This window comes from Yersinia aldovae ATCC 35236 (genome assembly GCF_000173735.1).
In the GTDB taxonomy this organism is placed as follows: Bacteria; Pseudomonadota; Gammaproteobacteria; order Enterobacterales; family Enterobacteriaceae; genus Yersinia; species Yersinia aldovae.
Map to the genome: position 1 here is coordinate 1 of NZ_ACCB01000023.1, position 13,821 is coordinate 13,821.

Here is a 13,821-nt window from a genome sequence, read left to right on the forward strand (position 1 = left end):
TAAGTAGATTTCAATAGACGAACGTGTATATAGGAATAACTAGATTAGCCTGAGAAGTGCGGATTTACTGGGTTTGATGTACTTCGGGAGATACTGCGAGATGTTAGATTGGAGCGGGTGAAGGGAATCGAACCCTCGTATAGAGCTTGGGAAGCTCTCGTTCTACCATTGAACTACACCCGCTTCGGTGTGCGGTTTGCATTATAACCGGTTCTTCCTCGTGGGCAAGCGAAGATATAGCCTAAGCGTTGGTATTTTAAGCGATTAGATTAAACCAAGTATAACTATCGCTGTTTTGTTTGATAAAAAGGGCACCGTAGCGCCCTAAGAGTATTTACCGTTAGCCGGATTGACTTATTTTACCGGGCGCATCGCCGGGAACAAGATAACATCGCGGATGGTGTGGCTGTTGGTAAACAACATCACCATACGGTCGATACCGATACCCAAGCCTGCTGTTGGCGGCAAGCCATGTTCCAGTGCAGTAACATAGTCTTCATCAAAGAACATCGCTTCGTCATCACCAGCTTCTTTGGCGCTAACCTGATCAGCAAAGCGCTGTGCCTGATCCTCAGCATCATTCAGCTCGGAGAAACCGTTACCAATCTCACGGCCACCGATAAAGAACTCGAAGCGGTCAGTGATAAACGGATTGTCATCATTGCGACGTGCCAGCGGAGAAACTTCTGCTGGGTATTCAGTGATGAAGGTTGGTTGAACCAGGTGGCTCTCTGCGGTCTCTTCGAAAATTTCGCATTGAACACGGCCCAAGCCCCAGCTCTTCTCAACCTTGACACCTAATGATTCAGCGATAGCCACCGCTTTATCCATATCGTCTAAATCAGCCACGTTGGTTTCAGGACGATACTTGCAAATGGCTTCTTTCATGGTCAATTTGGCAAAAGGCTTGCCAAAATCAAAGGTCTGCTCACCATACTGCACCACACTGCTACCCAATATGGTTTCAGTCAGCGTGCGGAACAGCTCTTCAGTTAGCACGATCAGGTCTTTGTAATCCGCATACGCCATATAGAGTTCCATCATGGTGAACTCTGGGTTATGACGCGGTGAAACACCCTCATTACGGAAATTACGGTTGATTTCGAACACACGTTCAAAACCACCGACAACCAGACGTTTCAGGTACAATTCTGGCGCGATACGTAAGTACATATCGATATCCAGCGCATTGTGATGAGTCACAAACGGGCGGGCGGAAGCACCACCAGGAATCACTTGCATCATAGGGGTTTCGACTTCCATGAAGCCTTTTTCCACCATGAAGCTACGGATACCAGACATAACCTGTGAACGGATTTTGAAGGTATGGCGGGAATCGTCGTTCGCGATCAGATCCAGATAACGCTGACGATAGCGGGTTTCCTGATCCGCCAAACCGTGGAATTTATCCGGCAATGGGCGCAGTGCTTTGGTCAGCAGGCGTAGTTCGCTACAGTGGATAGACAACTCACCGGTCTTAGTTTTAAACAGCTTACCGCGCGCACCCAGGATATCGCCCAGATCCCACTTTTTAAATTGTTCGTTATATACGCCTTCCGCCAGGTCATCGCGAGAAACGTACAGTTGAATACGGCCGCCGACATCTTGCAGCGTCACGAATGATGCTTTACCCATGATACGACGAGTCATCATACGGCCAGCAACAGTCACTTCGATGTTCAGTGCTTCTAACTCTTCATTCTCTTTATCGCCGTACTCAGTATGCAGCTGGTCAGAGATGTACTCACGGCGGAAATCATTAGGGAATGCAATCCCCTTCTCCCGCAGTACAGCCAATTTCTCCCGACGAGCTTGTAACTCATTATTGAGATCTTGCGCTTGCTCAGCGACTTGTGGTTTTTGCTCTGACATCTCAGTTCCTCATAGCCCGGCTTTCAAACTTGCTTCAATGAATTTGTCCAGATCGCCATCCAGTACCGCTTGCGTGTTACGTGTTTCCACACCGGTACGCAAATCTTTGATACGGGAATCATCCAGTACATAAGAACGGATCTGGCTACCCCAGCCGATATCAGACTTGTTATCTTCCAGAACTTGTTTGTCAGCATTTTTCTTTTGCATCTCAAACTCATACAGCTTTGCTTTCAACTGTTTCATGGCTTGATCTTTGTTTTTATGCTGAGAACGGTCATTCTGGCACTGTGTCACGATATTGGTTGGAAGGTGGGTAATACGTACCGCCGATTCCGTTTTGTTAACGTGCTGACCACCCGCGCCAGATGCGCGGTAAACGTCAATACGCAGGTCTGCCGGGTTGATTTCGATATCAATGTCATCGTCAACTTCTGGGTAGACAAAAGCAGAACTGAAAGAAGTATGACGGCGGCCACCGGAGTCAAACGGGCTTTTACGTACCAGGCGATGGACACCCGTTTCAGTGCGTAACCAGCCAAACGCATAATCACCGATGATCTTAATGGTGGCTGACTTCAAGCCAGCAACATCACCATCCGACTCTTCAATGATTTCAGTTTTGAAACCTCTGGCTTCCGCCCAACGCAGGTACATACGCAGCAACATACTGGCCCAGTCCTGAGCTTCTGTACCACCGGAGCCAGCTTGCAAGTCCAGATAACAGTTGGCACTATCATATTCACCAGAGAACATACGGCGGAATTCGAGCTGACCTAGCTTACCATCGAGAGTATCTAACTCAGCTACAGCTTCGTTAAAAGTCTCTTCGTCGTCAGCTTCAATCGCCAACTCCAGCAGACCGGAAACGTCTTCCATACCTTGATCCAATTGATCAATGGTCGAGACTATCTCTTCCAGCGCTGAACGCTCTTTGCCCAACGCTTGTGCGCGATCAGGCTCATTCCAGACGTCGGGCTGTTCCAGCTCGGCGTTTACTTCTTCCAGTCGCTCTTTCTTGGCATCATAGTCAAAGATACCCCCTGAGAACGGCTGTCCGATCAGACAGGTCCTGAATTCGGTTTTTTACCGGGTTTATTTCAAACATGGTTTTGAGTCTTACGTTAAGTCGTAGATGACGGAATGTCATTATACCCGTCATACGTCAAGCTGCATGTGTGTTGGCTGTCTTCGTTCACCCGAATCATTGACTGCCTATTGACCTTAAAATAAATAGACTCATCGGGATTTACTCAGTTGCCACCTGCCTGCAACTCAAATTATTTAGGGCACAGAATTGGTAATTCTAACGGATCTGTACGACGGTTTATAGCAAGTTGGCTGTATTTATAGCGCTATCTCGACGAATAGCGCTATAAGTTGCATTTACCCTGAGGTGAATCTTTAAATTAATAAGGCCACAAATGCTGAACCAGCAACTGGACACTACGATTACCGCGATATTCATTAATATCAAGTTTATAAGCCAGCTTGACTTCACGCACACTGCTATCCGGCCATAAGGTGGTATCAATATTAAAAGCAATACCATCCAGCAAAGGCCCGCCGTTTAGCGGCTCAATCATAAGTTTCAGGTGGCGTTCACCCACCAATCGCTGCTGTAAGATGCGGAATTTGCCATCAAATGTCGGTTCAGGGAAGGATTGCCCCCACGGGCCACCATCGCGCAGCAACTCTGCCGTTTCCAGTGATAATTCGTTGCCTTTCAGCTCACCATCAGACCAAATCACACCTTCTAATTGCGAAGCGTCCATCCATTCACCGACTAAATCAGCAAAGCGCTGGCGGAACTCATCGAATTTATCCTGTTCCAGCGATAGCCCCGCCGCCATTGCATGACCACCAAACTTCAGCATCAACCCAGGGTTCAATGTATCGAGACGCTCAAGTGCATCACGCATATGCAAGCCCGCCACACTGCGCCCAGAGCCTTTCAGTAAGCCCTCGCCCGCCGGGGCAAAAGCAATAACCGGCCGATGAAAACGCTCTTTAATACGAGAAGCCAGAATCCCCACCACACCCTGATGCCATTCGGGGTGATACATCGCGATACCGTAAGGTAATTCAGTGCTGGTACGCTCTAATTGATCACATAGCTGCAAGGCTTCAACCTGCATCCCCTGCTCTATCTCACGCCGTGTCTGATTCAATGAATCGAGATCGATTGCCAGTGCGCGTGCTTGAGCAATATCGTCACTGAGCAGCAATGCAACCCCAATGGACATATCATCCAGACGGCCAGCAGCGTTAAGGCGCGGGCCGAGAGAGAAACCCAGATCGTTTGCTGCTAGCTGGCGCGCATCGCGGTTAGCCACTTCCAGCAACGCGCGAATACCCGGCCGACACTTACCCGCCCGGATACGGCTTAGCCCCTGATGCACCAAAATCCGGTTATTGGCATCCAGTGGCACCACATCTGCCACGGTGCCTAGCGCGACTAAATCCAGCAATTCAGCCAAATTGGGCACCGCTAACGCTCGTTGTTCAAACCAACCGCAATCTCTAAGGCGGGCACGCAATGCCAGCATCAGATAAAAGGTGACACCCACCCCAGCCAGTGATTTGGAGAGAAAATCACAACCAGCCAGATTGGGGTTAATGATAGCCTCAGCCGCAGGCAAGGTTTCCCCTGGCAGGTGATGATCAGTGACCAACACCTGAATACCCAAGGCATGTGCCAAATCCACCCCTGCATGAGAGGAGATTCCGTTATCCACCGTGACAATCAGTTCCGCGCCACGGGCAGCCACCTGCTCAACCACTTCAGGACTCAGCCCATAGCCATCTTCAAAGCGGTTGGGTACCAGATAATCGATATTGCTGCCGCCCATGCTGCGTAATGCGAGCACTGCCAGCGCGGTACTGGTGGCACCATCGGCATCAAAATCACCGACAATGACAATCCGCCGCCGGTCAGCCAACGCTTGCTGCAACAGAGTAACACCGGCATCAATGCCATCCAGTTGCTGCCAAGCCAACAAGCCTTTGACACCCCGCTCCAGCTCTTCGGGGCTTTTTACACCCCGGCTGGCATAGAGGCGACGCAGCAACGGGGGCAAGTGTGCGGGTAAATGGCTATCATCCACCGCCTCACGGCGGCGAAGTTGAGTTTTCAACGTCACGAGTGATTAACCCGCCGCTTTTGAAGAAGCCTGATGTGCATTAAGCATCTGCAACATCTCTTTTGGCTCCTTATACCCCGGAATGAGAGTACCGTTTTGCAGCACGATAGCTGGCGTGCCTTGAATACCAAACTGCACACCTAACTGATAGTGTTTGCTGATATCAATTTTGCAGGTCGCGGGGGAAACCGCACCGCCTTTCATGGCATCACTGAAAGATTTATTGCGATCAGCCATACACCAGATAGAACGCATATCTTGTTCTGCCTGAGACTTTAAGCCCTGACGCGGGAATGCCAGATAGCGTACGGTAATACCCAGCGCGTTATAGTCTTTCATCTGCTCGTGCATTTTACGGCAATAACCACAGGTGATATCGGTAAACACAGTGATAACATGTTTTTCCTGCGGTGCTTTGTACACAATCATTTCACCGCTCAATGCTTCTAACTTTTTCAACAACATCTGGTTGGTGACATTGACAGGCTGGGGACCACTGACATCGTACAGTGGCCCCTGCAACAGATGCTTACCGTCGGCCGAGATGTACAGCACACCGCTTTCGGTTATCACGGTGCTCAAGCCCGGAATGGGTGATGGCAGGATATCCGCTTGCTGAATATCTAACTTTTTCAGTGTCTGTTGAATAGTGGCATCATCTGCATGAGCCAACCCCGTGAGTGCAGCGATTAACATCGGCAGCAGCAATAAACTTCGTTTCATTTATTAATCCTATCTCTTTCCACATAACATCTGTTTTCTGCAAAACCTGTATTTTCTACAAAGCAAAAAAACTATGCGCGTGGATGATGCTGTTGATGTAGCTGTTTCAAACGTTCTGTAGCTACATGTGTATAAATTTGGGTTGTCGACAGATCACTGTGACCCAGTAACATTTGTACTACCCGTAAATCTGCGCCGTGATTCAGCAAGTGCGTAGCAAAAGCGTGCCGCAATACATGAGGGGAAAGCCGCTCACTATCAATACCGGCAAGGATCGCATAGTGTTTAATGCGATGCCAGAAAGTCTGCCGGGTCATTTGCTGACTACGGTTACTGGGGAACAGCACATCCAGCGACTGACCATTAATCAGCCACGGACGCCCGTGTTCCATATAGTTCTCAATCCAGTACACCGCTTCTTCGCCCAGCGGAACCAGCCGTTCTTTATTCCCTTTACCAATGACTCGAACCACACCCTGACGCAAGCTGACGTCGCTGATAGTCAGCCCAACCAGTTCAGACACTCGCAAACCGGTAGCATAGAGCACCTCAAGCATGGCTTTATCGCGCAATTCTAAGGGGATATCAACATTGGGCGAGTTGAGTAGCGCATCAACTTGCGCCTCACTTAAATCTTTAGGTAAGCGCTGCGGCAATTTAGGTGACGATAGCAGCGCGGTCGGATCATCCTCACGCAACTTTTCACGGTATAAATATTGGAACAAACGACGCATGGCGCTCAGTAAACGGGCCGAACTGGTGGCTTTATAACCGCCCTCAATGCGCTCCGCTAGGAAGGATTGCAAGTCCTGCGGTACTGCGCGCAATAAATCACTACCGTGACATTCTAACCATCCAGTTAAAGCATGTAAATCCAGACGGTATGACGCCAGTGTATTCTCGGCCAGGTTTCTTTCCAGCCATAAGGCATCAAGAAACTGCTCAATCAGCGGGTTATTTTGCTGTTGCATGGCTGTTTCTCTCTTTGATTGATCTCAATAGCCATTATGCCTGATGACAGAACAAATCTGGTACACTCGATGCTATTCCTTATTAGTAATGTTATGGCTATACATCATGAAGATTGGTCTTTTTTACGGCTCCAGTACCTGCTATACCGAAATGGTGGCAGAAAAAATCCGCGACATTCTTGGTGAAGAACTGGTTGATTTGCATAACCTGAAAGATGTCAGCCCTCGCCTGATGGAAGAGTACGCCATCTTGATTCTGGGTATCCCCACCTGGGATTTCGGCGAGCTACAAGAAGACTGGGAGGCGGTCTGGCCGCAGTTAACGCAGCTTGATTTGAAGGGAAAAATTGTTGCTATGTATGGCATGGGTGATCAATTCGGCTATAGCGAATGGTTCCTTGATGCTCTGGGCATGTTGCATGACCATATTGCACCGCTGGGTGTGAAGTTTATCGGCTTTTGGCCAACCGAAGGGTTTGAGTTTACCAGCCCAAAACCGCTCAGTGCTGATGGCCAACATTTTGTCGGGTTAGCGTTAGATGAGGTTAACCAGTACGATTTAAGCGAACAACGTATCGAACAATGGTGTGATCAGATTTTGTTAGAGATGGATGCGTTGTTGTAATCGAATATAGCGTTGCAACCCAGATAATATCGCTGTTATTAGCGAAACGGGCACCTGATATGCCCGTTTTTGTTGCTGAAATTTATCTTATTTCCATAAACGGAACGCACCTGTGGCCTTACTCTCGGCAGATATCGACGCGTTTGGCATCGGTTCAATATTGGGTTCGGAACACGTCTGCGCGGTGAAACGCTGCGGATTTGCCACCTGATACCAATCCAGCCTTCGGGTCAGCAACATCACCGTCGCCAGTATGATAAACAGCAATCCTGAGCCTAATAACAGCGCGTTATCCTCGGATTGCAGCAGCCCATATAATACGCCGTACAATAACAACAGACCGCAGGCAAACAGCACACCACGCAGCCAGCCCCCCAATACCGCACTCAAATAGATGGCAATCAACCCGCTGCAACTCAAACTGGCGATAACATAAGCCATTGTGAAACCAAGATGCTCGGAGAACGCCAGTAACATGAGATAGAACAGCACTAGCGCTGCACCGACTAACAGATATTGAATGGGATGCACGCGTAATGACGTCAGGCTTTCAAACAGGAAGAAGCTAAAGAACGTCAGGCCGATAAACAGAATGGCATATTTGATAGCCCGCGCCGTCAATTGATAATGATCAACCGGTTCAATCAGGCTGGTCGTGAACGCTGGTAATTCATCAAAATCGAAACGCACACTATCAGCGGCAAAATTAATGTTCATGCTGTTAGCCAGCCAGTTACTGCTCCAGTGCGCGCTAAAACCGTTTTCATCAACCTTGCGCTGCATTGGTAAAAACTCACCGACAAAGTTCGGATGTGGCCAGTTACTTTGCAATGTCAGCTCACTGCTGCGCCCAACAGGAACTACCGACAGGCTGTTAGTGCCGGTCAGGGTCATGTTAAAATCAACATCAAACTTACCCTGCTGCACCTGCTCTAATGTCAGTGGCGCATGGACACCTTGAGCTGCCCGCCCAAGAAAAGCCCCTGGCTCGAAATTAATTTTAGTGCTGCCAATTTTTAGTGGTGAAATCTGTTGAATGCCGCGAGAGTCACTTAGCGCCAGCACCAGAGATGGCGTACCGATAATCACCCCTTCACGGTGTAAATCACTTAGCGAAGAGGGTTCAAATTGCCCGTGGAAATAGAGTTCGCCCTGATAAACCTGCGCTTTATAAATACCTAACTGGCGAACCTCAACATCCGGCGCACCCTTTACCGTCATGACTTCAGGCAATAAATAACGATGACGACTGACTCGTTGCCCTTGCTTCTTGCCATCAACTTCACTTTCAACCCATTCGCTGTATGGCACCACAATCAACGGGCCGAGGATCTTCTGTGATCGGCTGGTACTGTCACTGACTTTATCGATCACACTCTGACGATAACCACTGCGTTCATAGATGGCATTCAGCAGCATCTCTTTGGGGATCATCATCAACAAAATTAAGCCCAGTAACGTGGCGAGTTTCCAAAACAGAACAGATTTGAACATGATATGCACTCCTTTTAAGATCAGGAGAACAGCTTAAGAGAGTGAAGTGAAAGGAGAATGAGGTTATGTGAAGTGAAAGTGAAGTCAGCCGTTCAAGGGGCATCAACAGGTAGCATCAAACGGGCGCAAACCCCTTGTGGCAAGCGGTTTTCCAACTGAATACTCCCTTGATGGATAGCGACAACTTCACGCACAAAATTCAGCCCTAACCCGGTACTTTTAGGGCTATTGGCACGCGGTAAGGAATAAAAACGGTCAAAAATTTTATCTTGGGCATAAACAGGGATACCACTGCCATTGTCTTCAACGATAATAAGATATTCGTGATCCTGCCGCGTACCACTCAGGATCACATCCCCCCAATGGGGGTGAAATCCAGTGCATTATCAATCAGATTGGTCAACGCCTGACTCAGCAATAACCCGTCACCGGTTAATATCGCACTATCGGCACGGATTAACCGCAAGTTAATACCTCGGCTGACTGCCTGAGCTTCTTTGGCGTTGAAGGCTTGTTTGAGTATATTACTGATATCCAAAGATAATAGTTGTAAATCGACCCGACTCTCAAGCCGCGCTTGCACCAACATTTTATCGACTAATTGCCGAATGCGTACGCTTTGCTGCTCAATATTCGTTAGAAAACGTTGCGCGCTAGCGGGTGGCGGCGATTCGCGCAGTAGCTCTGCGGCCCCCGTAATGGCGGCCAGCGGGCTTTTTAGCTCATGAGTCAGCGTGTGAACATATTGTTCAATATAGGCTTTACCATCCAACTTCAGGCGCATACTTTCCAGCGCATGGGCTAAATCACTCAGTTCACTGCTGCCCATCGCTGGCAACGACGCCGGCAGCCCCTCGGCGACTCGCTCGGCGTAATCCACCAGCTTGCCGATAGAGCGGTTAATCCACCACACAAATACCAGCCCAATCAACAGAGCAATACCCAGTAATACGCCGCCAGCCAACAAGATTTTACGTTCACTGCGCTTAATCACCGGTGCCATTGAGATATTGGGTTTACCCACACTGAGCACGCCAACAATTCGGTTCTCAACTATGACCGGAGCGGCCACATACATCACCGAGCTTTGTTCATCATTGGGGTTGGTACGGGTACTGCGTGCGCCATACTCACCACGCAACGTCAGCCAAACATCATTCCAGCGCGAATAATCTTGCCCGACAGCTTTACCTGATGAATCAAATATCACCCGCCCATCGGCATCAGTCAGATAAACCCGATATTCATTACGATCCTTACGAATACCCTCAATATTGGCACCAATTGGCCGCAAATTAAGTGAAGAAAAGGCTTGTGTCAATTGACCACCCGCCACTTTATTTTGCACCATATCCTGCCGGGCAAACTGTGCCAGCAACGTCGCGGTATCCACCAACGTGCCTTCGGTTGCACGCCGCACTCCGGGTTTAACTTCTTGCACGAAAATACGAATAACAAAGTAACCGGCGATGGCGACGATAAGGAAGTAACCCAACAGTAAACGGATGCCAATCTTCATTAACCGCAGCTCATAGCGAATAACTTAGGCTATAGCCCAGCCCGCGATGAGTGAGGATTGGCGACTCTTCATCGTGAATCATACGCAGTTTTGAGCGCAGGGTTTTGATGTGAGTATCGACAGTGCGATCCTGGCTCTCTTCTGCTTGTGCCCAAACAATATCCATCAGTTGCTGGCGCGAAAATATGCGCTCGGGAGCCAATAACAATGTTTTCAGCAACAGATATTCATAGCGGGTTAACCCTAAAACTTGTTGATGGTAAGTCACCCGCACGCCAGCTTCATCCAGCGTGAAATCACCGAATTGATGCAGCGAGGCAGCCGCAGGTAGTCTTTGGGATTTTTGTAAGCGGCGCAGCACGGTACGCACTCTGGCACTCACTTCGCGCGGCGAGAAAGGCTTGGCAATGTAGTCGTCAGCCCCGATTTCTAAACCAACAATTCGATCCAGTTCTTCGCTGCGAGCAGTTAAGAACACCACCGGCAACTCCGGTGCCAACGCTAATATACGGCGACATAAATCAAAACCATTAATATCAGGCAGCCCGACATCAACTATCGCTAAGGCCGGTGGGCCATTAGCCAGAGCAGCAAGTGCAGGTTCCCCCCGGTCAAACCATCGAAGGGTAAAACCTTCACTTTCCAAACTATAAATTAGCGTGTCAGCAATACTTGGCTCATCTTCTATCAGCCAGATTAATGGCTTCATAGACTTTCTCCGTCATCAGAGCCAAATGAATACCGTAGCAGCACACATAACTGCCGCCACTCATCTTCCGACATGCTGTCGGCAGCCAGCCATAAACGTTTACGCGTCGAACAGCTACTGACCTGCTGTAAATTTAACAACACGCCATAATGGGTGATCCACGGCGGTTTGGTCACTTTCCATTCGTGCCTTTTCCATAGCACTAAATTGCCGGGTTTTAACCTGATTTCGCCCTGACAGGACGTGATTTTCTTCTGACTGCGGATACACTCAAATACCACCAGCGTCAGTAACACCAGCCATAAAGCGATGTACCCCTGCGGCCAGGGTGCCACCAACGTTAATATGACCAATACACCGTGTGCTAATAAAGAGAAGAGTTGAGTATGCCAGGATACCCGCAGGTCACATCGCCACTGGGCCACGGGCTTTATTTCGTGTTTGAATCAGTTTGACCATCTGACGCAGATCACTGTCCTGCGGCTCCCCGTGATTCATCAGCCAGTTGAATAAGTCTGGATCATCACACTCAAGCAAACGAATAAACACATATTTCTCATGATCACTCAAGCCATCATACTCATATTCAAAAAATGGCATGATAGAGATGTCTAATTCACGCATCCCACGGCGGCACGCCCAATGGATACGGGCTTTATTATCAATTTCCATGTCCTGATTGACTCCTCAATGTAAGGATATTGTCCAAATCGGGCCGGTATCTTGCACCCGACTCAGCGAGTTATTATACCTTGTAGCTAACGGAAAGATTACCCTACCAAAATGCAGGGTTAAGGCGCTAAATGCGTAACAGACGCTGCTTTTTTAAGCATCATCTACACCCTGCCACGGAGTATGTGGTTATTGTACCTCAGATATTGGCAAACATTACTGAATCAATGGAATAACTGCTTGCAAAGCTAACCGGCTATTTTACCATTGGGGTATCAGCTCACTGCACCTCATTAGCAGGTGCTATTTATCGGCAGGTACAGCATGACATATAATACTCAGTTCACTGCACAACCACCGGTCGCCTCTTCCGGGTTGCCATTAACACTAATCTCTCTCGATGACTGGGCGTTGGTCACCTTAACCGGCGCTGACAGAGTCAAGTATCTGCAAGGTCAGGTGACCGCAGATATAGACGCCCTGCCTGCTGACCAGCATGTCCTTTGCGCCCATTGTGATGCCAAAGGGAAGATGTGGAGCAACTTACGGTTGTTCTATCGCGGCGAAGGTTTAGCCTTTATTGAACGACGCAGCCTGTTGGATAGCCAACTGAGCGAGCTAAAGAAATACGCCGTATTCTCTAAGGTGGTGATAGCACCACAGCCCGATGTCGTACTGTTGGGTATTGCCGGTACAGCAGCTAAAACGGCGCTGGCAGAAGTGTTCACCGAATTGCCAAGTACCGAACACCCGGTAGTGCAACAGGGGCAGAGTACGCTGTTGCATTTCTCACTGCCCGCCGAGCGTTTTCTACTGGTAACCGATGCAGAACAAGCACAGCAATTAGTGGCGACGTTATCTGGTAGTGCGCAATTTAACAACAGTAAACAGTGGCTGGCGCTGGATATTGAGGCGGGCTTCCCAATTATTGATAGCGAAAGTAGCGCGCAGTTTATTCCCCAAGCGACCAATATTCAGGCATTGAATGGCATTAGTTTCAGTAAAGGTTGTTACTCGGGGCAGGAAATGGTTGCGCGGGCAAAATACCGTGGCGCAAACAAGCGTGCGCTCTATTGGCTGGCAGGTCATGCCAATCGTGTCCCCGCCGCGGGTGAGGATTTAGAATGGCAGTTGGGTGAAAACTGGCGACGTACCGGTAGTGTACTGGCAGCGACTCAACTTAGTGATGGCACCGTGTGGGTACAGGCGGTATTGAATAACGATCTGGATGCAGACAGTGTGCTGCGGGTGCGCGATGATGTCGAGAGTGTGCTGACTATCCAGCCGCTGCCTTATTCACTGGCCGAAGATAAATAATATTTGCCTGTAATACAGTGAGGCCGGTTATCCGGCCTTAATTCATGTCACAAAAGCCTCAAACGTATAAATAGATCGCCATAAAGTGGCAAACACTGCCAGCCAACACAAAACCGTGCCAAATGGCATGACCGAAGCGGATACGTTTAGATGCATAAAAAACCACGCCCAAGGTATACAGCAAGCCACCGAGAGTCAGCAATGCCAACCCACCCATTTCAAGTTTTACCGCCAGTTGGTAAATCACAATCAGCGATAACCAGCCCATCGTCAGATAAGTCACCAGCGACAGCACTTCAAACCGGTGCGCAAAAGCCAGTTTAAATATCACGCCGAACAGCGCCAGCCCCCAGATAACCGCCATCAAACCACGGGCGAGTGGCGAATCCAACCCAACCAGTAGAAACGGTGTATATGTTCCGGCAATCAGAATGTAGATGGCGCAATGGTCAAACTTTTGTAACCACAATTTCGCCTTGCGGTGTGGAACCGCGTGGTACAGCGTTGAAGCCAGAAACAACAAGATGATACTGCCACCATACAGGCTATAACTGGTCAGTGCTTTCGTATCGGCTCCGCTATCAACCGCTTGTACCAGCAGTAATACCAGCCCGATAATGCCAAATACCACACCAATTGCGTGGCTGATACTGTTTGCTATCTCTTCCGCCCACGGATAAACCGGTGTTGTGGCAAGCGTTGGCGCGACCAAAGTAGCCGATGACACTGATTTGTTCTTCAATACTGATTATCCTGCATATATATTATTATCTCAC

General features: G+C 49.0%; 12 protein-coding genes, 1 tRNA gene and 1 pseudogene. 2 read left to right on the forward strand and 12 right to left on the reverse strand.

All coding sequences use genetic code 11. The annotated features are described in order from the left end of the window. Positions 1–109: 109 nt before the first annotated feature. From YALDO0001_RS11705 to xerD, 6 genes are all read right to left on the reverse strand, one after another. A tRNA-Gly gene (locus YALDO0001_RS11705) sits at positions 110–183 on the reverse strand. 171 nt (positions 184–354) lie between these two features. Further along, positions 355–1,872 (reverse strand): lysine--tRNA ligase, encoded by a 1,518-nt coding sequence (gene lysS / locus YALDO0001_RS11710; protein ID WP_004703410.1) that lies wholly within the window; start codon positions 1,870–1,872, stop codon positions 355–357. 9 nt (positions 1,873–1,881) lie between these two features. After that, a protein-coding gene (gene prfB / locus YALDO0001_RS11715; protein ID WP_144404925.1) for a peptide chain release factor 2 occupies positions 1,882–2,980 on the reverse strand; the annotation gives its coding sequence in 2 pieces (ribosomal slippage) (positions 1,882–2,904 and positions 2,906–2,980; 1,098 coding nt in all). 301 nt (positions 2,981–3,281) lie between these two features. Next, a complete protein-coding gene (recJ, locus tag YALDO0001_RS11720; RefSeq protein WP_004703415.1) occupies positions 3,282–5,015 on the reverse strand; it encodes a single-stranded-DNA-specific exonuclease RecJ in 1,734 nt (577 codons plus the stop codon). Positions 5,016–5,021: 6 nt separating this feature from the next. Then, complete coding sequence (gene dsbC, locus YALDO0001_RS11725) at positions 5,022–5,738, reverse strand: bifunctional protein-disulfide isomerase/oxidoreductase DsbC (protein ID WP_004703417.1); 717 nt, start codon at positions 5,736–5,738, stop codon at positions 5,022–5,024. Between the two features lie 71 nt (positions 5,739–5,809). After that, positions 5,810–6,709 carry a site-specific tyrosine recombinase XerD gene (xerD, locus tag YALDO0001_RS11730; protein ID WP_004703419.1) on the reverse strand — a complete coding sequence of 300 codons (900 nt, stop codon included), beginning with the start codon at positions 6,707–6,709 and terminating at the stop codon, positions 5,810–5,812. A 106-nt stretch (positions 6,710–6,815) separates the two neighbouring features. Here xerD and fldB point away from each other — a divergent pair, with 106 nt between their 5' ends. Continuing rightward, the gene (gene fldB / locus YALDO0001_RS11735; RefSeq protein WP_004703421.1) at positions 6,816–7,334 is read left to right on the forward strand and encodes a flavodoxin FldB; all 519 of its coding nucleotides are present in this window, start codon (positions 6,816–6,818) and stop codon (positions 7,332–7,334) included. Between the two features lie 87 nt (positions 7,335–7,421). Here fldB and creD read toward each other — a convergent pair whose 3' ends face one another. The 5 genes and pseudogenes from creD to sdhE form a co-directional block, all read right to left on the reverse strand. Further along, on the reverse strand, positions 7,422–8,828 hold the full coding sequence (gene creD, locus YALDO0001_RS11740) for a cell envelope integrity protein CreD (protein WP_004703423.1): 1,407 nt from the start codon (positions 8,826–8,828) through the stop codon (positions 7,422–7,424). Between the two features lie 92 nt (positions 8,829–8,920). Continuing rightward, positions 8,921–10,347 (reverse strand): annotated as a pseudogene (creC, locus tag YALDO0001_RS11745) (two-component system sensor histidine kinase CreC). Positions 10,348–10,357: 10 nt separating this feature from the next. Further along, complete coding sequence (gene creB, locus YALDO0001_RS11750; protein WP_042546812.1) at positions 10,358–11,056, reverse strand: two-component system response regulator CreB; 699 nt, start codon at positions 11,054–11,056, stop codon at positions 10,358–10,360. Further along, complete coding sequence (locus YALDO0001_RS11755; protein WP_042839902.1) at positions 11,053–11,481, reverse strand: protein YgfX; 429 nt, start codon at positions 11,479–11,481, stop codon at positions 11,053–11,055. The genes creB and YALDO0001_RS11755 overlap by 4 nt, the downstream gene beginning before the upstream one ends. After that, a complete protein-coding gene (sdhE, locus tag YALDO0001_RS11760; RefSeq protein WP_004703431.1) occupies positions 11,462–11,728 on the reverse strand; it encodes an FAD assembly factor SdhE in 267 nt (88 codons plus the stop codon). The genes YALDO0001_RS11755 and sdhE overlap by 20 nt, the downstream gene beginning before the upstream one ends. A 324-nt stretch (positions 11,729–12,052) precedes the next feature. On the opposite strand from sdhE, the gene ygfZ reads away from it, so the two are divergent. Further along, complete coding sequence (gene ygfZ / locus YALDO0001_RS11765; protein ID WP_004703433.1) at positions 12,053–13,045, forward strand: tRNA-modifying protein YgfZ; 993 nt, start codon at positions 12,053–12,055, stop codon at positions 13,043–13,045. Between the two features lie 58 nt (positions 13,046–13,103). Here the strand turns inward: ygfZ and trhA are convergent, their stop codons facing one another. Then, positions 13,104–13,787, reverse strand: coding sequence for a PAQR family membrane homeostasis protein TrhA (trhA, locus tag YALDO0001_RS11770; protein ID WP_086016810.1), 684 nt, complete (start codon positions 13,785–13,787; stop codon positions 13,104–13,106). Positions 13,788–13,821: the final 34 nt, after the last annotated feature.

Coding starts and splice junctions, on each gene's coding strand:
- ygfZ (WP_004703433.1), top strand. CDS start 12,053: ATGACATATAATACTCAGTTCACTGCACAACCACCGGTCGCCTCTTCC.
- creD (WP_004703423.1), bottom strand. CDS start 8,828: ATGTTCAAATCTGTTCTGTTTTGGAAACTCGCCACGTTACTGGGCTTA.
- xerD (WP_004703419.1), bottom strand. CDS start 6,709: ATGCAACAGCAAAATAACCCGCTGATTGAGCAGTTTCTTGATGCCTTA.
- lysS (WP_004703410.1), bottom strand. CDS start 1,872: ATGTCAGAGCAAAAACCACAAGTCGCTGAGCAAGCGCAAGATCTCAAT.
- dsbC (WP_004703417.1), bottom strand. CDS start 5,738: ATGAAACGAAGTTTATTGCTGCTGCCGATGTTAATCGCTGCACTCACG.
- sdhE (WP_004703431.1), bottom strand. CDS start 11,728: ATGGAAATTGATAATAAAGCCCGTATCCATTGGGCGTGCCGCCGTGGG.
- fldB (WP_004703421.1), top strand. CDS start 6,816: ATGAAGATTGGTCTTTTTTACGGCTCCAGTACCTGCTATACCGAAATG.
- creB (WP_042546812.1), bottom strand. CDS start 11,056: ATGAAGCCATTAATCTGGCTGATAGAAGATGAGCCAAGTATTGCTGAC.